Annotated in this window: 19 protein-coding genes; 4 read left to right on the top strand and 15 right to left on the bottom strand. The window is 59.4% G+C overall.

Annotated elements, in window-relative coordinates; genetic code table 11:
- Nucleotides 1-103 precede the first annotated feature (103 nt).
- The 6 genes from ACF0H7_RS14125 to ACF0H7_RS14100 form a co-directional block, all read right to left on the bottom strand.
- On the bottom strand, nt 104-868 hold the full coding sequence (locus tag ACF0H7_RS14125) for a transporter substrate-binding domain-containing protein (RefSeq protein ID WP_397453356.1): 765 nt from the start codon (nt 866-868) through the stop codon (nt 104-106).
- Between the two features lie 125 nt (nt 869-993).
- Nucleotides 994-1998 carry an ornithine cyclodeaminase family protein gene (locus ACF0H7_RS14120; RefSeq protein WP_397453355.1) on the bottom strand — a complete coding sequence of 335 codons (1005 nt, stop codon included), beginning with the start codon at nt 1996-1998 and terminating at the stop codon, nt 994-996.
- Nucleotides 1995-3131 carry an aminotransferase class I/II-fold pyridoxal phosphate-dependent enzyme gene (locus ACF0H7_RS14115; protein WP_397453354.1) on the bottom strand — a complete coding sequence of 379 codons (1137 nt, stop codon included), beginning with the start codon at nt 3129-3131 and terminating at the stop codon, nt 1995-1997. The genes ACF0H7_RS14120 and ACF0H7_RS14115 overlap by 4 nt, the downstream gene beginning before the upstream one ends.
- Nucleotides 3132-3480: 349 nt before the next feature.
- Nucleotides 3481-4410 carry an alpha/beta fold hydrolase gene (locus ACF0H7_RS14110; protein ID WP_397453892.1) on the bottom strand — a complete coding sequence of 310 codons (930 nt, stop codon included), beginning with the start codon at nt 4408-4410 and terminating at the stop codon, nt 3481-3483.
- A gap of 245 nt (nt 4411-4655) precedes the next feature.
- On the bottom strand, nt 4656-4949 hold the full coding sequence (locus ACF0H7_RS14105; RefSeq protein WP_397453353.1) for a hypothetical protein: 294 nt from the start codon (nt 4947-4949) through the stop codon (nt 4656-4658).
- Nucleotides 4950-5114: 165 nt separating this feature from the next.
- Nucleotides 5115-6065, bottom strand: a complete 951-nt coding sequence (locus tag ACF0H7_RS14100) for a GlxA family transcriptional regulator (protein WP_397453352.1) — start codon at nt 6063-6065, stop codon at nt 5115-5117.
- Between the two features lie 238 nt (nt 6066-6303).
- Between ACF0H7_RS14100 and ACF0H7_RS14095 the strand changes: the two genes are divergently transcribed.
- The 4 genes from ACF0H7_RS14095 to ACF0H7_RS14080 all read left to right on the top strand — a co-directional run bounded on the left by ACF0H7_RS14095 (nt 6304) and on the right by ACF0H7_RS14080 (nt 11118).
- Nucleotides 6304-6957 carry a hydrolase gene (locus ACF0H7_RS14095; protein WP_397453351.1) on the top strand — a complete coding sequence of 218 codons (654 nt, stop codon included), beginning with the start codon at nt 6304-6306 and terminating at the stop codon, nt 6955-6957.
- Between the two features lie 149 nt (nt 6958-7106).
- Entirely contained in the window at nt 7107-8015 is a 909-nt protein-coding gene (locus ACF0H7_RS14090) for a glyoxalase (protein ID WP_397453350.1), read from the top strand.
- 94 nt (nt 8016-8109) lie between these two features.
- The gene (locus ACF0H7_RS14085) at nt 8110-9591 is read left to right on the top strand and encodes an alginate export family protein (RefSeq protein WP_397453349.1); all 1482 of its coding nucleotides are present in this window, start codon (nt 8110-8112) and stop codon (nt 9589-9591) included.
- 96 nt (nt 9592-9687) lie between these two features.
- Nucleotides 9688-11118 (top strand): mechanosensitive ion channel domain-containing protein, encoded by a 1431-nt coding sequence (locus tag ACF0H7_RS14080; RefSeq protein WP_397453348.1) that lies wholly within the window; start codon nt 9688-9690, stop codon nt 11116-11118.
- 151 nt (nt 11119-11269) lie between these two features.
- Here ACF0H7_RS14080 and ycaC read toward each other — a convergent pair whose 3' ends face one another.
- The 9 genes from ycaC to ACF0H7_RS14035 form a co-directional block, all read right to left on the bottom strand.
- Nucleotides 11270-11899, bottom strand: coding sequence for an isochorismate family cysteine hydrolase YcaC (gene ycaC / locus ACF0H7_RS14075; RefSeq protein ID WP_397453347.1), 630 nt, complete (start codon nt 11897-11899; stop codon nt 11270-11272).
- A 27-nt stretch (nt 11900-11926) separates the two neighbouring features.
- Entirely contained in the window at nt 11927-13516 is a 1590-nt protein-coding gene (locus ACF0H7_RS14070; RefSeq protein WP_397453891.1) for an MFS transporter, read from the bottom strand.
- Between the two features lie 16 nt (nt 13517-13532).
- Complete coding sequence (locus tag ACF0H7_RS14065; protein WP_397453346.1) at nt 13533-15371, bottom strand: amidohydrolase; 1839 nt, start codon at nt 15369-15371, stop codon at nt 13533-13535.
- Between the two features lie 57 nt (nt 15372-15428).
- Nucleotides 15429-16043 carry an antibiotic biosynthesis monooxygenase gene (locus ACF0H7_RS14060; protein ID WP_397453345.1) on the bottom strand — a complete coding sequence of 205 codons (615 nt, stop codon included), beginning with the start codon at nt 16041-16043 and terminating at the stop codon, nt 15429-15431.
- Nucleotides 16044-16061: 18 nt separating this feature from the next.
- A complete protein-coding gene (locus ACF0H7_RS14055; protein WP_397453344.1) occupies nt 16062-16478 on the bottom strand; it encodes a DoxX family protein in 417 nt (138 codons plus the stop codon).
- Between the two features lie 322 nt (nt 16479-16800).
- Complete coding sequence (locus tag ACF0H7_RS14050) at nt 16801-17721, bottom strand: LysR family transcriptional regulator (protein ID WP_397453343.1); 921 nt, start codon at nt 17719-17721, stop codon at nt 16801-16803.
- A gap of 130 nt (nt 17722-17851) precedes the next feature.
- Nucleotides 17852-18394: a helix-turn-helix domain-containing protein gene (locus ACF0H7_RS14045; RefSeq protein ID WP_397453342.1), complete on the bottom strand. Its 543-nt coding sequence runs from the start codon at nt 18392-18394 to the stop codon at nt 17852-17854.
- A 95-nt stretch (nt 18395-18489) separates the two neighbouring features.
- Nucleotides 18490-24045 carry an AAA family ATPase gene (locus ACF0H7_RS14040; protein ID WP_397453341.1) on the bottom strand — a complete coding sequence of 1852 codons (5556 nt, stop codon included), beginning with the start codon at nt 24043-24045 and terminating at the stop codon, nt 18490-18492.
- Nucleotides 24046-24051: 6 nt separating this feature from the next.
- Complete coding sequence (locus tag ACF0H7_RS14035; protein WP_397453340.1) at nt 24052-24414, bottom strand: response regulator transcription factor; 363 nt, start codon at nt 24412-24414, stop codon at nt 24052-24054.

Below are 24414 nucleotides of genomic sequence, written 5' to 3'. Positions count from 1 at the left end.
ATCAATCCTCAAAATCGGGACGCACGTTTCCAACGACGACTGTCGGCCGATCGAGGATCAAATGCCGACAATCGGGGAGCCGTGCATGTGAGTTGAACGGCCGTCAGTTAATGTCGATAGAGAAGTAACGGGACTGGATTTTCTTGTAGGTACCGTCGGCAACAAGATCGGCGAGTGCAGTGTTCATGCGCTGACGCAGCGAATTGTCTTCCTTGCGTACAGCAATCCCGATATCACCCGAGGTGTTGCTGATATCACCCAGAGACGTGCAGCAACTGGCACCGCTTTTATTCAACCAATCAATCATCGGAAACTTATCGTTGACGATGGCATCCAGTCGCCCATTGATCAGATCACTGTTGGCTTCGTCCTGATTGGGGTACAACTTCACATCCGCACCGGCAGGACCGTATACGTCTTGCGCATAAATACCCGCAGCCGTCGAGGCCTGAACCCCTATTTTTTTGCCAGCCAGCGATTTGATACCCGAGTCATGGATATCACTGTCCTTGGGCACCGCCATGACCAGGCTGGTACGATAATAGCGGTCGGTAAAACTGACTTTTTTCTGCCGCTCTTCGGTGACCGACATCGAAGCCACAATAGCGTCATACTTCTTCGCCAACAGCGCCGGAATAATACCTTCCCAATCCTGGGCGATAACGGTGCAGTGTACGTGCATCTTTTCGCACACCGCATTGGCAATATCGACATCAAAGCCACGCAGTTGATTATCCGAATCCACATAGTTGAACGGCGGATAAGCGCCTTCAGTAGCAATACGCAAGGACTCCGCCTGCACCGTGCCCACGAGACAAACAAATGTCGCCAGGCTCAGAATAGAATTAACGCCCACTATCGATTTCATACGTGTACCTACCCATTATTATTGTTGAATTAGTAGTTCGGCTGTCCCTGCGTCTCACGCCCACGACAATGCCGCGTAGCACACTCGCAACACGCGTGTTACTGATTGATTAACCGTCGAAAACGTTAGCGATGCGTGCCCTCGGACGCCTTACGACCCCCTTCGATGGAACGGGATTGAATCAACTCGATGGCAAGCGTTGCGATCGCCACGTCTTGAGCTGCCAGACCAGTCAAGTCGACGATGGTGATGTCTTCTTCACTCAAGCGCCCGCGAGCCTGTCCCGCCAGAACCTGACCCAACGAGATATCGGCAGTACTGGAGACCAACCCGGCCGTGACCGCATGACAGAACTCACCGTGGCCCAGGCATTGCGCATGGTCGTCGGTCATGATGACCGTGGCTCGGGCAAAGATGTTTGGGTCCAATTCTTGTTTGCCGACACTGTCGGCGCCCATGGCGACGATGTGGGTTCCTGGCCGAACCATGGCTGCGGGCACCAGCGGTGCGGTGGCCGGCGTACAGGTAATGACCACGTTGCACTGGGCGAACAGCTCGCCAACGTCCTTCACCGCCATTGCCGTCAAGCCTTGTTGGCTGAGGTTATTCGCCAGGCGTGCGGACTTGGCCAGATCGCGACCCCAGATGACGACACGCTGCGTACCCAGCGATTCCGAGGCCCAACGCGCCTGGAGTTCTGCCTGATGCCCGGTACCGATAATGCCCAATGCTGTGACGCTCGACGGCGCCCCGGCCTTGGCTGCCAGCGCACCGGCGGCTGCGGTGCGCCAACTGGTCAACCAGCCCTCATCATTTAAAACCGCGATTGTCTTGCCGGTTTTGGCATCAAAGACCAGCACCAGGCCGTTGTTGGTGTCCAGGCCTTTCATGGGGTTTTCGTAAAAGCCGATGGCCAGTTTGACCACGAACACCGCACCGCCCTTGAAGTAGCCGAATTTGATATGGCAATCGCCTGGAGGGTCGCTGAACAGTAGCTCCCCCGGCTCGGGTGCCACCACGCCGCTCTGGGCATGACGGATGAACGCGTCACGCACCACGCTCAGCATGTCCTTACGCAGCAACGCCGTGCGCAGTTCGCTCAGACCGTAGGTTGGGAATTGCGAGTTCATGCGCGTCCGCTCCGCAGGTAATCGCGAAACACCTGCAGACCTTCTTCCATGTGTGCGCGACCGTAGCCAATACGAAAACGGTCCTGAGGTACCGGCCCCAATTCAGAGTGGTAGATGCTCGATGGCAATAACAGTACACCGGTGCGCTCGACCAGGTCCGTCGCAAAGCGTTCGACGCCCTCCGAGCCCAGATAGCGAGGGTAGGTGATGCAGCCACCGTCCGGGCGATACCATTCGAAGCGCTCTTCGAACTCGGCGAAGAAGCCGTCTAGCAGCGCCAGGTTGTGCACCATCAAGCCACGAATCCGCGCAAGGATGGTTTCGCGCGCCTTGAGCGCAATGATCGATAACACTTCACTCGGCCCTGAGTTGCAGATCGACAGGTAGTGCTTCATCCGCTCCATACGCACCAGCAAATCGCTGTCCTGGCAGGCGATCCAGCCGATGCGCAGACCCGGTAGTCCGTACGGTTTGGACATGACCGACAACGACAGGCCGCGTTCATAGGCATCGGCAGCAGCAGGCAATTGCGGGCAGTCGCCCACACCCAACAAGCGGTAGGCTTCGTCGCTGAACAGGTAGATACCGTGCTGACGGCAGAGGTCTACAAGCGCGTCGAAACGATCGCGCTCAAGGATCTTGCCTGTCGGGTTATGCGGGAAGTTGATCGAAATCAGTTTGGTGTTGGGCCGAATGGCCGCGGCTACCTGGTCGATGTCCAGGGTCCAGTTCTGTAGCGGATCCAGGGCAACCCCGGTGACCTCGCAAATGCTCAGCGGCACCGTTTCCGACGACTGATAGTTCGGTGTGATGACAATGGCGTGATCGCCTTTGTCGAGGATCGCGTGCATCGCCACATACAGCCCCTCCTCTGCACCGGCGAAGCACAGGATATCGGTGGCGCGCTGGCGATCGTAGGTCGCAGCGATGGCCTCACGCAACTCGGGCGCACCGAAAGTTTGCGTGTAGCCCAGGGAAAGGGTTTCGAAGGCCTGCCTGTCAGCGTCAGTCCCCAACGCCAGCAGTTGCGAGACGGTCAGGCTCTGCGCATCGGAGGCGGTCATGTGATAACGCGCGGAAAACTCCCACTTTGAAAAATAGGTCTCCAGGCGGAAGTCCGGAAGTGTTGCCATGCTGTGTTTCCTCCAGTCGGTAATCAAGTGTTCACGCTGCGCCCGGTTTCAGGGACATGCACCTGTGGCGCAGCGGTGATTACGGACCGAGAATACTCGTGTTTTTACACACTGTCTAATTTATTCATATAGTCTATTTTCATCGATTTTCGTTGTCGTAGCACTCTGTACCTGGCACTCCGCCTCGCTAACACGTTAGCGCCCACAGGGGTTCGCGATCATCTGTGGGAGCAGCGATGCGGCGTTCCGACTTGCCTGTGAATGGGTTTATCTGCGGGCGCAAATAAAAAAGCCCTTCCCCGATAACGGGACAAGGGCAAAGCGAAAACCGGGCGAAAAGCCGAGGCGATCAGCTTTTCAGGAAGGCCAGCAACTCGCTGTTGATTGCGTCGGCGTTGACCGTGCACATCCCGTGAGACGCGCCCGGGATGACTTTCAGCTTCGCATTGGGAATAACTTTCGCCGACAGATTGCCCGACGCGCCGATGGGCACGATCTGGTCGTCATCGCCGTGCAGCACCAATGCCGGCACGTCGATTTTTTTCAAGTCAGCGGTGAAATCGGTCTCGGAGAATTGCTTGATGCAGTCATACAGGCCCTTGATCCCGCCCTGCATGCCCTGCGCCCAGAACGAATCGATCACGCCCTGAGACACCTTCACACCGGGACGGTTGTAACCGTAGAACGCCACAGCCAAGTCCTTGAAGAACTGCGAGCGATCCTTCAGCGTGCTGTCGCGGATGCCGTCGAACACCGAGATCGGCAAACCGCCCGGATTTTTCTCGGTCTTGAGCATCAGTGGCGGCACGGCGCTGATCAACACAGCCTTGGCCACGCGCTTGGTGCCGTGACGACCGATGTAGCGGGCGACTTCACCGCCACCGGTGGAGTGGCCAATCAAGGTCGCCTTCTGCAAGTCCAACGCTTCGATCAGGGTCGACAAGTCGTCCGCGTAGGTGTCCATGTCGTTGCCGTTCCAGGTTTGTGCCGAGCGACCGTGACTGCGACGGTCGTGGGCGATTACCCGATAGCCATGGCTGGCGAGGAACATCATCTGACTGTCCCAAGCGTCCGCGGTCAGAGGCCAGCCGTGGGAAAACACCACTGGCTGGCCACTGCCCCAGTCTTTGTAGTAAATCTTGGTGCCGTCGGCGGTAACGATGGTCGAGCTACCATTGCCGTCGGCGTGCCGAGCCTGGGTCGAGGCCTTTGCCGTCGCTTTACTTTCAGCGGCGATAGCCGATTGCGCGAGGGTCATCGCGGCAGCCATGCCCCCCATCGCGAAAAGAAAACCACGGCGGTTTTTCATCGGGTCTAACTGTAAAAAGCGACTGGTCATGGATCGGCTCCGAGTTGAGCATGGGTATGAGTTCAAGATGCAGCGGCCTGACACCGACTTGCCGGCGCGCCTCGGGACTCAGGACAACACGCCCGCAAGTGGGTACAGAAGCAGTATAGTGAGCAGACTCGAGTCGAAAAAAATTGAACGTTTGTGTGCAAATTTCAGCAAACGAGCGGGGAAAGTCAGCTAATGAAGCCCTGACGCGGCACGCTGGTTCGACGCCGTTGCGGCAGCCGGTTCAATAATTCGGCCAGTTCCTGCCATGGATAACCGTCGCCACGCACGGCAATGCAACCGGGGCGATGGATGAAACGCTCATCGGCCTGCTCGGCCGACTGTGCGGCCTGGCATTGAGTGCAAATCAACTGGCCGCGCATCAGCGACCAACGGCACATCCAACTGCTGACTCGGTCACTGGGTATCGTGCTGTCACGTAGCGCTGTCGCAATCTGGTCAATCACAGACATTTCCGGCATGACAATCTCCTCTACCTTTAGGGGGACTAAGGCCGCCTGAAATCGCCGTGTCAGAACCCCTCCGGCAAATGGCTTCAGTTACCTGCCCTGCATCTTCGCAGACAGGGGTGACATAACAACGTTTGCGAGAGGAGCACGACGGCCAAACAAGTGCGCAATACGGACTCAGCTGAATTGCTTGCGGTATTGCGACGGTGTCAACCCCAGTTTTTCACCGAACAGAAAACGCATATGCCGAACGCTACCGAAACCACTGCGGTGAGCGATGGTCTTGAGCGGCCAATCGGTGGATTCCAGTACCGAGCGGGCCCGATCGATGCGCGCACTCTGCAGGAACTCCATGGGCGTCATCTTCACTTCACGGGCAAACACCCGGGCGAAATGGCGGCTACTCATGGCTGCCAGGCTGGCCATGCGCTCAATCGTGAACTCTTCCTCCAGATGCTCCAGCACGTAATTCTGCACCACGGTAATCGGTGATTGCTGGGTCGCCACCGAGGCCACCAGCGGGCTGAACTGTGCCTGCCCGCCTTGGCGCGTCATGACCACCAACAACACCTTGGCCACATCCAACGCGACCTTTTTGCCGTGGTCTTCAGCCACGATAGACAGCGCCAGATCAATGCCGGCCGTTACCCCACCCGAGGTCACCAGCTTGCCGTCATGGATGAAGATCTGATCGGTGCTGACCTCGGCCTTGGGGCAACAGGCGATCAAGCGCTCGATGTAGTGCCAGTGCGTGGTGACCCGATGGCCGTCCAGCAGCCCGGCCTTGCCGAGGATAAAAGCCCCGGTGCACACCGCGCCGTAGCGCTCAGACTGAAGTGCCGCGCGCTTCAGCCACGGGGCAAAACCCGAGTGGTCGCCGTTGTAGGCACCGGGGCCGCCCGGCACTAACAACAGGTCAAAGGCTTCGGGTGCCTGGTCAATGCATTGCTCGGCCTGCACCAATACGCCGCAAGACGCGCGGATAGCACTTTGTTGCGTACCGATAATGACGAGCTGGTAGTGATCGGCGGGATCTAGATAGCGATTGGCTATTGAAAAAACTTCAACGGGCCCAGCCATGTCGAGCAGCAGGAAGTCCGGAAACAGTAATACCGCTACAGTTTTCATAGTTGACGTTCGTCATGTTCCGGCGGAAGTAATACGTCATCAGTGTAAACCACGCTGCGCAGCCCTCCCTGTTATCGAGCGAGGCGCATTTATAACGTATTAAATCAATTAGATACAGCGACAGAATGCGTCGCGATACCCAACATAAGCACAAACATGCCAAAAATCGCTCGCGCGTCCAATCAAGCAACCCGCGGCTGGCCGATCATCGGTTTTTAATCCGCAAGAGTGATCCATCATGGCAATCGCAAAAGCAGCTCCCGGCAAAACTCTGCTGAATCCGACCGACCACATCCTGATCTTGATCGATTTCCAGTCGCAGATGTCATTCGCCACCAAGTCGATTGATGCCGTGACCCTACGCAACAACGCCGCACTGATCTCCAAGGCCGCCAAAGAGTTCGGTGTCTCAACCATCCTCACCACCGTGGCCGCGAAGAGTTTTTCCGGTCCGATGTTTGACGAGATCAAATCGGTGTTCCCTGAGCAGCAGGTGATCGACCGCACCAGCATGAACACCTGGGAAGACGAGCACATCGCCGTCGAAGTCAACCGAATCGGCAAGCAAAGGATCGTCCTCGCCGGCCTCTGGACCTCGGTCTGCATCGTTGGCCCGGCAATGTCCGCCATCGATCAAGGCTTTGAGGTCTACTTCATCGCCGACGCTTGTGGTGACGTGTCCGTCGAAGCCCACGAAATGGCGATACACCGCATGATCCAGATCGGCGCGCGGCCGATGACTTCCCTGCAATACCTGCTCGAACTGCAACGCGACTGGGCACGCGGCGACACCTACAACCAAACCGTGAAAACCTCGATTGAAAACGGTGGCGCTTACGGCTTGGGCCTGATCTACGCCAAGACCATGTTTAACGCGTCCGAAGGTCACTAAGTAACAGGCCATTGAACGGGACCTGATGAGTTCAACTAAGGTCAGAGCCCCGTTCATTTAGTTTTCAGGTCGGTCAAGGCCTGTAAGACCGCCGTGCGTAACGTTAAAGAAGCACGCTTGTTTGCCACGCTTAATGTCAGGAGAGTTGAATGCGCACCAAATGCTTAATGATATCCGCAGCCTTGGTGGGTTTGGCCGGCCCCCTCGCCGCCGTTGTCAGCCCAACTGTCGCGTTGGCCGCTACAGTGAAATCCGCCGTTGCACCGCAGTACGACACCACCCACGTCTACGTTGCGCCGGATGACGTCGATAAGTTCGCGCAAAGCTTCCTCGCGACCTTCGGTGGCGCGAGCACCAAGCAGGTCGTCGCCACTGTTACCCCGACGCCTAGCAGCACTACGTCGCAGCTACTACAGACACCGGTCGGCACCGTCTCGCTGTTCGGTTTCAAGACCCCGGTTCCGACACCTTTTGGCCATGAGCGCAATGGCTACCTGGTCAAAGACATCGACGCCGCGGTCAAGGAAGCCCGCAAGGCCGGCGCAGCCGTGATCGTTGCCGACTTTCCGGACCCTATCGGTCGCGACGTGGTCGTGCAATGGCCAGGCGGCGTCAACATGCAGCTCTACTGGCACACCAGTGTGCCGAACTACGCGCCGTTCCAGACCATCCCGGAAAACCGCGTCTATGTGTCGCCGGATCGTGAAGCGGCCTTCGTCAAGGCGTTCCTGGCGTTCTCCCATGGCAAGGTCGTCAGCGATGTCAAACAGGCGCCCGGCGCCGAGATTGGCCGCCCGGGCGACACTTATCACCGTATCCGCCTGGAATCCGACTTCGGCAAGATGACGGTGCTGGCCACCGATGGCCACCTTCCTTACCCGTACGGTCACGAGACCACCGGCTATGAAGTCGCCAACCTGCCAGACACCCTGGCCAAGGCCAGAACCAGCGGCGCCAATGTCATCGTCGAACCTTTCAGCGCGGATGGCCGGTCCGCCAGCGTGGTGATGTTCCCCGGTGGTTATGTCGCCGAGATCCACCAGGTCTCCGGCAAGTAAGCATCGTGCTTATGTAAGAGCTCGCTCCCGTGGCGGCGGTCGATGAACAACGGGAGCGGGCAGCCGAAAGAGTTGCGATTGAGCGTTGACTAGAATGATGACTCCCCGCTTTACCCTCGAACACCGATTGACGCGAGCCTGCCTCGCGTTTTGCCTGCCCATGGTGGTCCTCACCGCCCAGGCAGAAAGTACCGCGGCCACGGCGACTGACATCGATACCAACAGCGAAGCCAAACTGGAGGCAGCGCCGATCAAGCCCTTGACCCGGCCCGCGATCAAGGCCAACCGTTGGCAGGAAGACTGGTCGGTGTTGGCGAACCCGGCGCTGCGCACGCAGCCCTTCGACAGCCTCAAGTACATCCCGCTTTGGTCTGATGATCCGGCGCAGTACCTGTCCCTCGGTTTCACCCTCAGGGAACGCTTCGAAACTAACGGCGCATCTGGTTTCGGCACCAAGGACGTCGCCCGGGATGCGTATTTACTGCAACGTTTCCAGATTCATGCCGACCTGCATTTCAACGAGAACTGGCGCCTGTTTACCCAGCTCGAAGATGATCGTGCCTATGACAAAACCACCCTGTCCCCGGCCGACCAGGACAAACTGGATCTGCGCCTGGCGTTTCTTGAATACACCAAAAAGTTCGGCACCAACACTTTAAAAGCGCGGGTCGGCCGCCAGGACTTCGCCTTCGACTTGCAGCGTTTCATCTCGTCGCGCGACGGGCCCAATATCCGCCAATCCTTTGATGCCGTCTGGGCGGACTGGGAAACCGGACAGTGGCGCTTTATCGGCTTTGCCAGCCAACCGGTTCAGTACTTCGATGATCACTCGTTCGATGACAAATCCAACGGCACCTTTCGCTTCCACTTGCTGCGGGCGGAACGCCTGGTCTTTGGCAAAAACGAACTGTCGGCGTACTACGCGCTGTACGAGCGAGATGCCGCACACTACCTGGACGCCGATGGCAGCGAACATCGCAACATCTTTGACGCGCGTCTGGGCGGCGAAGCGCAGGGTTACGATTGGGATATCGAAGCCATGGGCCAAACCGGCACCGTTGGCCAAAAAGACATCCGCGCCTGGGCCGGCGGCAGCCGAGTTGGCTACACCTTCAACGAGGTGCAATGGAAGCCACGCGTGGGCCTGCAATTCGACATAGCGTCAGGTGATAAGCACCCCGGCGACGGCACCCTTGGGACCTTTAACCCACTGTTCCCCAACGGCTACTATTTTTCGCTGGCGGGTTACACCGGCTATACCAACCTCATCCACCTCAAGCCGTCGCTCACCTTCAAGCCCATCGACAAACTCAGTGTGCTCACCGCCGTTGGCCTGCAATGGCGGCAGACCACGGAAGACGCGGTGTACGTACAACCCAACATCCCGATTGCTGGCACCGCAGGCCAAGGCGGCCGCTGGACCGGGGTCTACCAACAACTGCGCACCGACTACGCGTTCAATGGCAACCTGAGCGGCGCGGTGGAAGCCGTGCATTACGATGTCGGCCAGGCGATCCGCGATGCCGGCGGGCATGACAGCAACTACGTCGGCGTGGAGTTGAAGTTGAGCTGGTAAGCGCCTCACCCCTGACAGTACCGGCAACGGAATGTCGGGGGTGAGGCGAAAGCGGGCTATATATAGATTGATCTCTTCCCCTCAGCGGAACCGCCTATGTTCACCGTCCTCCAGTCTTACCCGCTGATCCTGGGTGCTTTCTTGTTGCTGCTGGACCTGGTGTCCTGGCATCTTCTGCCCTTTCCCCACCAGATCTATCGCGTGGCAACCCGCCTCGCGCTGTTCCTGCTCTACAGCGGCGTGATCTTCAACACCGGCCTCAGCCCCCTGCTCCCGCCGCCCTGGCCCGATGAAGGCACCCGACAACTGGCCGCCACCGCGCTGGCAATCATTTGGTGGATCTTCGCCGCACGCACCCTCACCGTGGTGTTCGGCATGGTGCTACTGCGGCGCATCGGCCACAGCGGGCGCTTGCTGCAAGACGTACTGGGCGCGCTGATTTTTCTGATCGCGGTGGTGGCTGCCGCCGGTTATGTCCTGCTGTTGCCGGTTCAGGGTTTGCTGGCGACCTCGGGGGCGATGGCGATCATCGTCGGCCTGGCCTTGCAAAGCACCCTCAGCGACGTGTTTTCCGGGATCGTGCTCAACACCACCAAGCCTTACCAAATTGATGACGTGGTTTCGATTGATGGCATCGAAGGCAAAGTGCTGGACATCGACTGGCGCTCCACCCATCTGCTGACCGGTTCTGGCAGTACTGCGGTGATTCCCAACTCGGTGGCGGCCAAGGCCAAGATCATCAACCTCAGTCGCCCTGCGGATGTGCATGGCGTGTCGATCCGCATTGCGATACCGGCCCAGGTGCGCCCACGCAGGGTGCTGGATGCGCTGGAGCGAGCGCTGCAAGGCAACAACGCCCTGCTGACCAGCCCTGCCCCCAAAGCGTTCGTTGACGAGGCCGGAACCACCATCATCTATTACATGGCAGCAGGCGCCATTCGTTCGCTGGATAAAAAGGTCGACGTGCGCAGCTTGATGTTCGACCTCGCCCATCGCCATCTGGAAGCGGCCGGGATTGCCTGGTTGTCGGAAGTGCCGATCGAACCGATCCCGCGCACCCGTGCACTGATCGAAGAAATCAAGATTTTCAGAGGCATCAATGCCGAAGAAAAAGAGACCCTGGCGCAAACCCTGACCAAGCGTGAATACGCCGTGGGCCAGGTGATTCTCGACGCCGGCGAGGTCTCGGAATTCCTCTACGTGATCGGCACTGGGGTGGTCAGCGCCAGCGTGCGCAATGGTTCGACCTTCGTCGAAGTCGGCAGGATGGGCCCGACCGAAGTCATGGGCGAACAAAGCATGCTCGGCGACGCACCGTCGGACGCGCGTTTCACGGCGATGACTTCATGCATCGTCTACCGCATCGAGAAGTCTGTGACCCTGCAATGCATGGAACAGCGGGTCGAGATCAAAGCGGCACTGACCAAACTTCAGGCCGTGCGCCAGCAGAGCACCCACTCGATGTTGTTCCAGAAGCCGAGTGAGGTGAAGAAGACCGGGTTTTTGAGTTGGCTTAACAAGCGTTGAGTGTCGGGTAAATCGTGGTCACCCAAACAGCCGCCCCCTGTAGGAGCTGCCGAAGGCTGCGATAAATTTCCATCGCGAAGGTCGTTCCGACCTTATCGCAGCCTTCGGCAGCGCCTACAGAGGATCGCATTCCCAAGCGGGGAATAATGCCTTACTTCTTGGTCAATGCCGTGTAGCTGTTCATCAGGTTGCGGTAGTTGGGAATGCGCTGGGACAGCAGGTTGCCCAGGCCTTCGATGTCGTTGCGCCAATCGCGGTGCAGCTCACACGCCACGGCGAACCAGTTCATCATCTGCGCGCCGGCAGCGGTCATGCGTGACCATGCGGCTTGCTGAACGCCTTGGTTGAAGGTGCCGGACGCGTCAGTCACCACAAACACGTCGAAGCCTTCTTCCAGTGCCGCCAAGGTCGGGAACGCTACGCAAACATCAGTGACCACGCCGGCAATGATGATTTGCTTGCGACCGGTCGCCTTGACCGCCTTGACGAAATCTTCGTTGTCCCAGGCGTTGATTTGCCCAGGGCGGGCAATGTACGGCGCGTCCGGAAACATCTCTTTCAACTCGGGAACGATGACGCCATTGGGGCCGCTTTCGAAGCTGGTGGTGAGGATCGTTGGCAGTTTGAAGAACTTGGCCAGGTCCGCCAGCGCGAGCACGTTGTTCTTGAACTCGTTAGGGGTAAAGTCCTGCACCAGCGAAATCAAACCGGTCTGATGGTCAACCAACAGGACAACGGCGTCGTCTTTATTCAAACGTTTGTAGGTCGGTGCGTTGCTCATTTCTGACTCCTTGGTAGTTGAGTTACATCACTCGGTATTTCCCGCCAGAAAATGGCGGATCTTAATGGCATGGTCGGCGCGCTGAAAACGTCGCGCGGCGGCCTCGATTTTTAGCTCGGCGCGGGTCACTCGGGTGTGGTGACGCAAGTGTCCGGCCCACGACTCATCGAAGAAAAACTCTTGCCAGCGCAGGCTATTTTCGGTGTCTTGCACCAGGCCCCAGGAAAACGAGCCGTTGCGCTGGCGCATGCGCCGCACCTCCTGCATCGCACTTTGGAACTCAATCCATTGCTCGGCGGCGATCTCGTACTCGATGGTGATCATCACCGGCCCGCGATCCACCGGGGTATCGGTGTCGGTCAAGGGAGTTGGCCAATGCAACGACGGCGCGAGGTCGTCTTTGGCAGTCACCGGCAAATGCACCTTCCAGCTCGCCGCAACCCCCGCAAGCAACAAAGCGCCCGCCGCCATCAGTGCGGTGGAGATCGAACTGTGGCTGGCAATCAAACCCCAGAGCGTGCCACCGGCGGCCATGCTGCCGAAAAACGCGAGGATGTAGACCGACAGCGCGCGTGCTCGAACCCAGGCCGGCACCGAGGTTTGCGCAGCCACTTGCAGACTCGACAGCACGGCGATCCAGGCACAGCCGCTGAGCAGCATCACCGGCACCAGCGCGATGAAATCGCGGAAGGATGCCAAAGCAAACAACACCAACGCGTAGACCACACTGGCCGTCGCCACCAACAGATCTGAGGCCATCAGCCGTTTGATCCGTGGCAACAGCATCGCCCCCACTACCGCACCGACACCAACGCTGCCCAGCAGAATGCCGTAATCGGCGGCACTGCCCGCCAACTCGCCGCGCACCAGCAACGGCAGCAGCGACATGCCCGCGCTGGCACCGACAAAAAACGCCAACGTGCGAACGATCACTCGTTGCAGCGGACGCGAACTGCGCGCAAAGCGCCAGCCCACACGAATCGCACTGAACAACCGCTCGGCAGGTAGCACATGCACTTGGCGCACCGGGCGCCAGAAGAACAGCACCAGAATCACCGCGAAGAACGACACCGCATTGACACCGAACGTCGCCCACGGCCCCACCAGACTCACCACCACCCCGGCTATCGCCGGACCGATGGCACGCGCCACGTTAGTGCCGACGCTGCTCAGCACAATCGCCGCCGGCAGTTGTTCATTGGGTACCAGTTCCGGCGTCAGCGCGGACCATGCAGGCATCATCAACGCCGTGCCAAAGCCCATGCCTAAGGTCAGCAATAGCAGCAGCGGCACCGTCATCAACCCCATCAGACTGAGGATGGTCAGCAGCAACGCCATACTCGCCATCCACAGCTGCACGCCGATCAGGTAGCGGCGCTTATCGACGATGTCGGCCAACGCTCCAGCCGGCAACGCCAACAGAAACATCGGCGCCGCCCCGGCCACTTGCACCAGGGCTACGGTCATTGGGCTACCGGACAACGAAGTCATCAACCAACCCGCGCCAACCTCGTGCATCCACGTCCCGATATTCGAGGCGATACTGGCCAGCCACAAGGCGAGGAAAATCCGCTGGCGCAGGGGACTCCAGGCGTCCCCTGCGCCAGCGTTATCCAACGCGTGCGCGGTCACCTTAGAAGGCAAAACACGAGCATCCGAACGCACCCCAGAAGCCCATGAAATCGCTCACCGGAGCATTCGACAGCCGTGCTTTTTCATGGCTGTGGGTGTGTACCGCGCAAGGGCCACTGCACTGGTGAACCTGTGCTTGCATCGGCGAGGTCGGACGCCAGTGCCCTGGCACCTTGACCACTGGCGACCAGTCCGGGAGCACCGGTACCGAGGGCGGCGACAGGCTTTCGAAGTCGTCGGCGCCGTAGACAATCTTTCCACCGACTACCGTCAATACCGACTCGATCCACTTGATCGCCTGTTCTTCGACACTGAAGAAGTCCGCGGTCAACGCCACCACGTCTGCCAGTTGGCCGACCTTGATCTGGCCCTTCTTGCCCTGCTCCGAGGAGAACCAGGCGCTGCCGTGGGTGTACAGCTCCAGCGCGGTTTCCCGGGACAGCCCCTCTGGATAAAGCTCCAGACCACCGACGGTGCGGCCGCTGACCATCCAATACAGCGAGGTCCAGGGGTTGTAGCTGGACACGCGAGTGGCATCGGTCCCGGCACCGACGGGCACGCCTTCAGCCAGCATGCGTTTGATCGGCGGGGTCATCTCCGCGGCTTTGGCACCGTAACGTTCAACGAAATATTCGCCCTGGAACGCCATGCGATCCTGAATCGCGATACCGCCATTCAGCGCCCGCACTCGTTCGATGTTCTTCGGTGAGATGGTCTCGCAGTGGTCGAAAAACCACGGCAGGCCATTGAACGGAATGTCGCGGTTGACCTTCTCGAACACGTCGAGCATGCGCGTGATCGACTCGTCGTAGGTGGCGTGCAAACGGAACGGCCAGCGCTGCGAAACCAGGTGGCGCACCACCGGCTCCAGCTCCTGCTCCATGGTTTGCGGCAGGTCCGGGCGCGGTTCGAGGAAGTCTTCGAAGTCCGCCGCCGAGAACACCAACATTTCCCCGGCGCCGTTGTGGCGCAGATAATCATCGCCTTGATGCAGGGTGACGCTGCCGGTCCAGTTCTTGAAGTCGGTCAACTCTTCCTTGGGCTTTTGGGTAAACAGGTTGTAGGCGATGCGGATCGTCAGTTGCTGTTCCTTGGCCAACTGTTCAATCACTGCATAGTCATCGGGATAATTCTGGAAACCACCGCCGGCATCGATGGCACTGGTGACGCCCAGGCGATTGAGTTCGCGCATGAACTGGCGGGTCGAGTTGACCTGATACTCCAGCGGCAGCTTTGGCCCCTTGGCGAGGGTTGAATAGAGAATCATCGCGTTGGGACGCGCCACCAGCATGCCGGTCGGATCGCCATTGGCGTCACGCACGATCTCGCCACCCGGTGGGTTCGGCGTGTCGCGGGTGTAGCCGGCCACACGCAATGCGGCGCGGTTGAGCAGCGCACGGTCGTACAAGTGCAGGACAAACACTGGGGTATCAGGCGCCGCCTGGTTCAATTCTTCAAGGGTTGGCATGCGTTTTTCGGCGAACTGGAATTCGTTCCAGCCACCCACCACTCGCACCCATTGCGGCGTTGGTGTGCGATCGGCCTGGTCCTTGAGCATGCGCAGGGCGTCAGCCAACGACGGCACACCCTCCCAACGCAATTCGAGGTTGTAGTTGAGACCGCCACGGATCAGGTGCAAGTGCGAGTCGTTGAGGCCCGGAATCACCGTCTTGCCTTTGAGATCCACCACCTGAGTGGCGCTGCTGCGCAACGCCATGGCTTCGGCATCACTGCCCACCACCAGAAATTTCCCACCACCGATGGCAACCGCCGTCGCTCGGGGGTTGGCACGGTCGACGGTATGAAACTGGCCATTGAATAAAATCAGATCAGCGCTCATGGGAGTTCCTTCGGCAAGGTTTGGGAAAAAAGGGCCAGCAGCACCGCCCCGGGCTCGTCAGTTTTTTTCATGGTTCAACTCGACCCCATCGTCTGAGGCCGATGGCTTTGAAGGCGATAGCCAGGACGCGAACAACCGCGTCGCTATCGGCATGAACAGGTACACCACCGAAACGACAATGGTCACGGTCACCAGAATTGTGCCGACCACATAATTGGCCAGCCACGCATTGAGTTTGAATACTGGCCCCCAGAGGATCGGCACCAGCAGGGTATGCGGCAGGATCACGAAAAAGGTCACGCACGCCTGCTTCCAGCGCGGCGGTGGCGGGCTGCTTTCGTCGGTGGTGGTGAACCAGAACTCCTTGATCGGGTTGACTTCGATCTGATCGCCGTCGGCAAACATGTGCTCGGCGGCCTTGACCCGGCGAGCGCGCTCTTCGGAATCGATCCAGCCCTGCAGCGCGGTGCTGGAACAGAAGCGCAGAATGCAGGTGATCTGCTGCAGGCCGGCCTGTTTTCCGCGAATCACATCGACGCCCAGATGCCCCGGATGCTGACTGGCAGCCGTCACGGTTTCGCGCAACCAGACGTCATACTCGGCCTCGAAGCCCGCCTTGATCCGGTGCTTGATGATCAGGGTGACAATTTCCTCGGACGCTGGGCGATTCATCGAAAAACTCCAGTGGTATCAGGCATAACGCAAGGCCTCGGGTAGGCGACTGTTCAGGGAAAAACGGCCCGGACCACCGATCAGCACGGTGGTGAAGATGATCAACAACAACCAGCCAAACTGCCCCTGCTCGAGGGTCCACTCCGGGTGCACCACCGCCAGGGCGATGATCAGCACCGTGAGAATCGGCAAACACGCCAGCCGCGCCAGAACGCCGGCGATGATCGCCAACGGGCACAGCACTTCTGCGAAAATCGCCAGCATCAGCGTCAGGTTTGCCCCCAGATGAAAGGGATCCTCGATACGCTGTAATTCGGCGGCGTAGTTCAATAACTTGGGCAGGCCATGGACCTGTAAAAGAAAGACGCTGCCGCTGATACGCAGCACTAACAACCCAAGGTGCTGAGTCGTTTCTGCGAACTTGCTCACCTGCATGACTTCACCTTTAGTTGTTGGACGCCGTCTGAACAACAGGAACCATAGTGATTCATCGTCGGCACAGGTAATTGTATGAGCGTGCTGTAAATGGCCTGTTTGTGCGCTGAGCCTGACGAAAAGAATGGCAACTAATTGATTTGCAAAGAGTGAATCTGTCAGCTCCCACAAGGCCTGTGCCAGGCACAATTCTTCTGTAGGCGCTTCACCGCAGGCTGCGATCACTCTAAATCGCGAAGGCCGTTCCGGCCTTATCGCAGCCTGCGGCAGCGCCTACAGGGGCCATGTGTGTGTTGCCTGTCAACCTTGGGGGCGGGCCTGCTTACTGCGTATCCTTGATCGGCGCTGACATGTACTCAGAGATCCGCGAACGCAGCCAGCGCTCGGCCGGGTCATTGTCGTGCACCCCGCTCCAGACCATGGACAGCTCGGACTCATCGATGGGGAACGGTGGGTCGTCGGCCCGCAGCGCGCAGTCCTCGACCAGCGCACAGGCGGCGTAGTCCGGGACCGCCGCGACCATGTCAGTGCCTTTGAGCAATGCTCGCAGCCCACTGAATTGCGGCACCGCCAACACCACCCGGCGAGCGCGCCCGACCCGAGCCAGGTCCAGATCGATATTGCCGCTCAAGTCACCGGAGAACGACACCAGCGCGTGCGGTCGCTCGCAGAAATCATCCAGGGTCAAGGGCCCCGGCCGGGAGTCGCCGCGCAACACCTTGACCCCGATACTGCGTAATTTCTTGCGCTTGGCATTGGCCGGCAGGTCAGTGGTATAGCTGACCCCCACCGATATTTCCCCCGACGCCAGCATGGCCGGCAACAACAGGAAGTTGGTCCGACGCACCACAATGATGATGTTCGGCGCCTCCTCGCGCAGCTTATTCAGCAACGGCGGAAACAAGCCGAATTCGGCATCGTCGGACAACCCCAGACGAAACAGATCACAGCTGCTTGCCGGATCGAAGTCCTTGGCCCGGCTGACGGCGCCGGAAATGGTGTCCATCGCCGGCTGCAACTCTTTAAGAATCGACAACGCCCGCGCGGTCGGCTCCATCACCCGGCCATTACGGATTAACAAGGGGTCGTCAAACAAATCGCGCAAACGTCCCAGCGCCGCACTAACGGCCGGCTGCCCCATGAACAGTTTTTCTGCGACCCGAGTCAAATTCCGCTCGAACATCAATGCTTCAAAAATAACCAGCAAGTTCATGTCGAGGCGACGTAGATCGTTTCGATTCATCGGCAATACCGTTATAAGAAAAAAGAAACAGTGAGGGATTTAATCTGCAGCACGGTAACCTTGCGCCTGTTACCCCTTGGGGTAATACCCTCCAGGTCAATACTTAAGACCTGAAGACAGTTATCGCAGGTTAGTTCAGCGCGGCTTTTTCCGCCCCTTGCGAGCGACGCCAGGTAAAGGGCGTCGCGCCGGCGACACGGGTAAACACTCGGGTAAAGTGTGATTGATCGGCGAAACCGCAATCCAGGCTGATCTGCGAAATCGACACCCGGCCTTCCAGCAACAGCGCCTTGGCCCGACCAATACGCATCTGCAAGAACCAGTCTCGCGGCGAGTATCCGGTGCTCTTTTTGAACGCTCGGGAAAAATGGCTGCGCGACAATGAACAGTCGCTGGCAATCCGCGCGATGGACAAGCCCTTGGACATTTGCCGGGTCATGATGTCCTTGGCCATACGCTCCTGCCACGGCGACAGCGCAATGCGCTCATGAACCTTGGGCAGATCGTCGCGCTCATAACGCGACAGTAAATGCGAACACAGCGCCAGCGAACGCTGATACACCAGTTCACGCTCCGCAACCCGTGGATCCGCCAGCGCCGAGGACAACGCCTCAATCAACTGGTACGCCACAGAATCAAGTGAGGTCGGGACAGTGCGAGTCAATGAGTTCATGCCGGGCTACCCTCCTGGAAATCACCGCCAGTCTAGGTTTCAGCGCCGCTTAAAGTCCTTGCCCAGTCGTTAAACGTTCTGAATGCCCACCCGACTCACACCACCCGCTCGACACCCGGCAAGGTGAACACAAAAATCGTCCCGCCCTGACGACCCGGCAACATGTGCAAAGTGCCGCCCTGGGCATTCATGATCGAGCGACAGATCGCCAGGCCCATGCCCATGCCGCTGGCCTTGGTGGTGAAAAACGCGTTGAAGATGTTGTCTTCATTCGCCGGGCTGACCCCGGGCCCGGTGTCCTCAATGGTCACCACCACCCGTTCGTCACTGTGCACGCTGGAAGTCACGGTCAGCCGCCGGTTGCCTTCGCCCATCTCGACCATGGCGTCTACCGCATTCATCATCAGGTTGAGGATCACCTGCTGCAGTTGCACGCTGTCGGAGTGCACGCGCACGCTTGAGGCGTCCAGTTCGGCCACCACCGCCACCTGTTTCTGTTCGATTTCGCTGGCGGTCAGCATCAATACCTGGCGGATCACGTCATCGATCACAATCTTTCGATAGTGGCTGGCCTTTTGCTTGGCCAGCGCTTGCAAGGCATAGACGATATCGGCGGCGCGCTGCCCGTCCTTGGCAATGTCCAGCAAGCCTTCCAGCGCCTCTTGTACCTCGGGCACCTCACGCTTCAGCCAACGCACACTGGCGCTGGCATTGGAGACGATCGATACCAAGGGCTGGTTGATTTCATGGGCGATGGAAGCCGCCAGTTCACCGAGAATGGTCGCCTGACTGACGTGAGCCAGTTCGGTTCGCGCGTTACGCAGGGCCATTTCCGTGTTTTTGCGGTCGGTCAAATCAGAGATCACGCCGACGAACGATCGATCACCCGTGGGTTCGGCCAGGGTCTCCAGGTGCTTGACGGTGCCGTCCGCAGTGATCACCCGAAACTCATGGCGAAACGCGGCGTGGGTACGCACCGCGCGATCCAGCACCGCTTTGTAACGCGGCCGATCATCGGGATGAACCCATTGAATCAGCTCACTGCGTTTCGGTGGCGATTCGGCCAGCGCCAGGCCCCAGATCGCGAACAACTCGTTGGACCACAGCGTTTCGTCGAAGAACGGATTCCAGCGAAACGTACCCGACTGGCTGATTTGCTGACCCATCGCGAGAAATGCCTGGCTGGTGCGCAACGCCGCCTCGGTATCCCGACGCCGGGCGTTTTCTTCCAGCAATTCGGCATACAGGCGCGAAGTCTCCAGGGAAATCGCTGCCTGCGCGGCCAACAGTTCGATCACACCGATCCGGCCATGGGTGAACACCCCCGAGGCCAGGGCATTTTCCAGGTACAGCGCGCCAATCACCTCGCCCTGCTTGAGCAACGGCAAGCACAACACCGAGCTGGCGCTGTGCGTTTGAAAAAACCCATCGGCGGCGAACATCTCATCGGCATCGGCCTGGTCCAGGGCAATGGACTGGCGGGTACGCAGCACGGTATAGAGCATCGACAACGGCAAGTGTGTCGAGTCGGCGGCAATCGACGACAGCCGGACTTCAACGCCCGTGTCCTCGACCTGCCCGCTGGCGACAATCATCGGTGCTCCGTCACGTAACAGCACCAGCACCCCGCGTCGCGCACCGGCGTGCACGATGGTGTTGGTCACCAACAACTCGATCAGACGGTCGAAGACGATTTCCCGCGACAGGGCTTGCGAGGCCTTGGTCACCGAGATCATGTCCAGGTAATGCTGCCCCTCGATCAAATTCACCGACGAGCGTGAAGTAGCCGGCTGATCGTGGAGGTACAGGTGGCGCAATTCCAGGTCGCGCACTTTGCGCGTGGCACCCCAGCGATAAAAGCTGTCGCGGGCACTGCGAAAATGGCTGCGCGCCGCCGTGGTCAGGCCATGCGCCTCATAACAGCGGCCCGCCAATTCATGACTCAGCGCCTGCACCTGAATGAACCCGCCCACCGTCGCTTGACGGATCGCCGAGTCGTACAACGCCATGGCTGCCAGCGTACGCCCCTCGATCCGGGCTATTTCAGCTTCGACCAACAGCAATTTGTCGCGGAAGGTCGCAGGGTTCAACGTCGCCCAGCGCCGCAGCTTGTCGACCGACGGCTGCAAACTGGCCAGGCTTGCCTGCACATCGGTCGCCGGGTCACACAGCGCGGTCACCGTCAGCGCACTGAATAACTCCAGTTCCAGTTGCAGGATATGCGCCGGCAGCGACCAGGCACATTCCCGCGCCTTGCGCAGACTGTCCTGCGCACCCGGCAGGTCGTGAAAGATAAAACACTGAATACCACTGAACAACCAGCCCCTGAACTTCGCCGGGACCATGGTGGTTTCCAGCAGATGTGCCGCCGGCTGCCCGGCAGTGGTCTCGCCCCGATCTTCGCTTGAGTCGCGGATGGTACGCACGAAGTCTGACGCGGCATCCAGCGTCACTTGGGAAAACCGAAAATTATGCTGTCGGCACAACGTCAAGCCGACATCGATCTGCTGCTCGATCCGCGCCAACGGCGCGCCCATGATCAGCAGGTTGGAGATGATCTGGTTGTTGGCATGGCAGGCCATGCTGGGATTGCCTTCGCTGCGACTGGCTTTGAGCGCTTTTTCCGCGCAACCAAGGGAAAACTCCAGCGGGCGAATCCACACGCTGAGCTGATCCAGCGCCATCAAGGTACTCGCTTCACTTTTCAGGTACGCGTGCCGAGCGACGATTTCCCGCGCGACGTCAGCGTAGCGCAGGCCGTCTTCGTAGGCGTCGAAACGCTGCGCCACGACCACACCGAACCACGCCAACCCCACCGGCGAAGCCTCGGTGACCCCGTGCCTGAGGGTCAGTTGCACGATCCGGCACAGCAGCAGGAACAACAGGTCTTCATCGACCAGCGACGCCGCGTCAATCATGCTCGCCAGCAGCTCGATGGCGGCCTTGATAAACAGATTTTTCAACGGCCCCAACTCGACCAGCGACTCAATGGAGCGCGTACCCAGTTTGTCCCGCAATCGGGCATAGGCGCTCTGCACACTGTCGGCCTCATTGGCCCCGCGCACGTCGATGCCAAATAACGCCAGGCCACTCAGTGCGGCCTGCACCGCTGCCTCGTAGTCGCCAGACAACGACAGCAATTCGACCTTGAGCACATACAGCGACGAGACTTCGGTCAACGAGAACACCCGCTCCAGCAACTGCTCGATCGTGGCATCGGCCTCGGCGTATTGCGCGTTGTAGATCAGGCACTGCGCCTGGAGGAAATCGATGTCGTAGTTCTGCGGGTAATTCTGCTGCCAGCGCCCTTCTCCGCCCAGTCGCTGGGCCAGTTGCAAGTACTGCAAGGCAAACGAAACCGCAGCGGTGTCCTTGGCTTTGTGCGCGGCTTGCAGCAGTACCTCGATGAATAGCGCTCGGTCTTGCGCCACCAGTTGTTTGCTGCACGATTGCTGGATGTGCAACGCCACGCGAAACAACGCGCCTTGCAGGTCGTCGGGGCTCATTTGATCGATCAAGCGCCGGGCCATCCGCGCATGCTCGGCGGGGCGTCGGCTCTGCGGAATCAACGAGTAAGCGGCCTCTCGCACCCGATCGTGACTGAACAGTAATCCGCCCTGCTCCTCCAGCAACAGCTTCGCTTCAATGGCAGGGATCAAGTGATGACGTACGCTGTTCGCGCTCAACCCACTAAAGCAGGCCAGGTCGGCTTCGTCGGCACGGCTGCCGGACAAGGCCAGCAGGCCTAGCAAGTCGCGGGTATTGACTGGCAGACGACTAATCCGCGCCACCATCAATTCAATGACATTTTCAGCCACCGGGAACGCGGCGATGCGCGCCGGGTCCCAACTCCAACCCTGTAAATCACGGACCTGATCAATCAGCCGCTCGTCCAGTAGCGTCTGCAACAACTGATGGACGAAAAACGGATTACCGTCGGTCTTGTCATGCAAGATTTGGCTCAACGAGCCGAGGGCATCGACTTCCAAGCCGAGGGTTGCACTGACAATCTGCGCGACCTCGGCGACCCGCAGTGGCTGCAACGCCAGGCGCGTTACCCGTTGCTGGCTGACGTGCATGCTCTGCAAGAAAGCCTCGAACGCCGGCGAGCTATCGGTCTGCTGATCGCGATAGGCGCCGATCAGCACCAGGTGCTGGAACGCGCCCTGACCCAAGGCACTCAAGAACGCCAGGGTGTCGTTGTCCAGCCATTGCAGGTCATCGAAAAACAGAATCAGTGGGCATTGCGCTGTGGCGAATGACTGGACCAGGCGCAGCAGCAACGCATTGAAGCGCTCCTGGGCATCATGCGACGGCATTTCTGCACTGAGCGCGAATGGCCCGGTCACCAGCTCGATTTCCGGCACCAGATTGGCAATCAGCCGACCGTCAGCCCCCAGCACGTTTAACAGCGACGCCCGCCAACGCTGCAGTTCCAGCGGGTCTTCGCCCAGGATACGCAACACCAGTGATCGCAAGGCCCGTGTCAGCGAAGCGTAAGGCATGGTCCGCTGGTATTGATCGAACGTGCCAGTGGCGAACAGGATGCGATTGCCCGCCAGTTCTTGATGCAGTTGGCGCACCAGTGCGGTTTTACCGACGCCCGCGCAGCCTGACAGCAGGACGATTTCACTCTGACCGCTGCGTCCGACGCGCTCAACGCAGTCAAGCAGCAACACTCGCTCATCGGCCCGGGCGATCAGTCGCGACGTCAGGGGATCGGCGTTGCGGTTGGAGGAGCCGCCCGGTTCAAAGTCGCGGATATGGCGGAACTCGCTCCAGTTCGCCAGGCAAAAGCGCAAGTCGGCTTCAAGGGCATTGGCGCACTGATAACGGTCCGCCGGATTTTTCGCCAGCAGTTTAAGCACCAGCCTCCCCAGCGGCGCCGGGATCGAATTGCGCCATTGCTCCGGGGGCACCGGCTGCAACGCAACATGCTGATGCAGCCACTCGACCGGGTCATTGCCCTTGAACGGCAGGCGCCCGGTGAGCATTTCGTAAAAGCTGATGCCCAGCGAATAAAGATCGCTGCGCTCGTCCGTGTGACTTCCTGCGCGACCCGCCTGCTCCGGCGACATGTACGCCAGGCTGCCACTGATGGAATCGGGCACGCCGGACAGGTTACGGCTGTGGTGCACGCTCAGGGCAAAAGCGGTCAGTCGCACCACCCGGTCGCTGCCCTCGATCAGATTCATCGGTTTGATATCGCGGTGCAGGATGCCCCGAGCATGTGCCCGGTCCAGCGCCTGGGCCGCGCCAATGGCCAGTCGCAGAAAGCGGCTAATGGAGAGTTTTTCACTGACGAAATCCTGCAACAGCCGCCCGCCGTTGTCGTCCAGTACCAGCAGCGGCCCTTCGGGACTGGGCAGTAGCGCGACCGGCATCACCGCCCACGACGGATCCAGCAGGTCGCGTAACTCGAATTCATGATTGATCCGCCGGAACACATTGTCCGAGCCCTGCGCGGCCGGCCGCAGAATCATCCATTGCTGTGCTGACTCACTCGAGCTGACGCGATATCGCGCGACTTCGCCGTCGACCAGCAGCAGGTGCCAGTCCAGTTGTTGCAGCCACTGATCACTGAACACCGCGGTTTCCGTGCGCAGGGTCGCCGGCTCACAGAGGCTCGGGGGCGGATTGCTCGGTTTCATGCATGCTTACCTGCGGTCGAGCACTGCCATGATCGACGCTAAAAGAACATCTTCGGAAAAGGGTTTTCGCAAGAAGCGTACGGCGCCAGCGGCCAGGGCACGCTGCACCGAATCATCGTCGTCGTGCGCCGACATGCAGATCACACCCAGCGATTTGCCTGCTTCGTGCAACCGATGCTGAACTTCCAGCCCTTGCATGCCGATCATCTTCAGGTCCAGCAACACGCATGCCGATTCATCCACGGCCGTTGAACTTAAAAACTCTTCACCCGAGGCAAAACTGACCGCGCGGTATCCCGCCGACTTGAGCAGGTTGGAGAGGCTTTTCCTGACCGAGAAATCATCATCGACGACGCAGACCGTGATCAT

This window comes from Pseudomonas sp. NA-150, from assembly GCF_044336365.1.
Taxonomy (GTDB): domain Bacteria; phylum Pseudomonadota; class Gammaproteobacteria; order Pseudomonadales; family Pseudomonadaceae; genus Aquipseudomonas.
The sequence above is the reverse complement of the archived record's forward strand: the minus strand, read 5'-3'. Positions and strand labels throughout refer to the sequence as shown.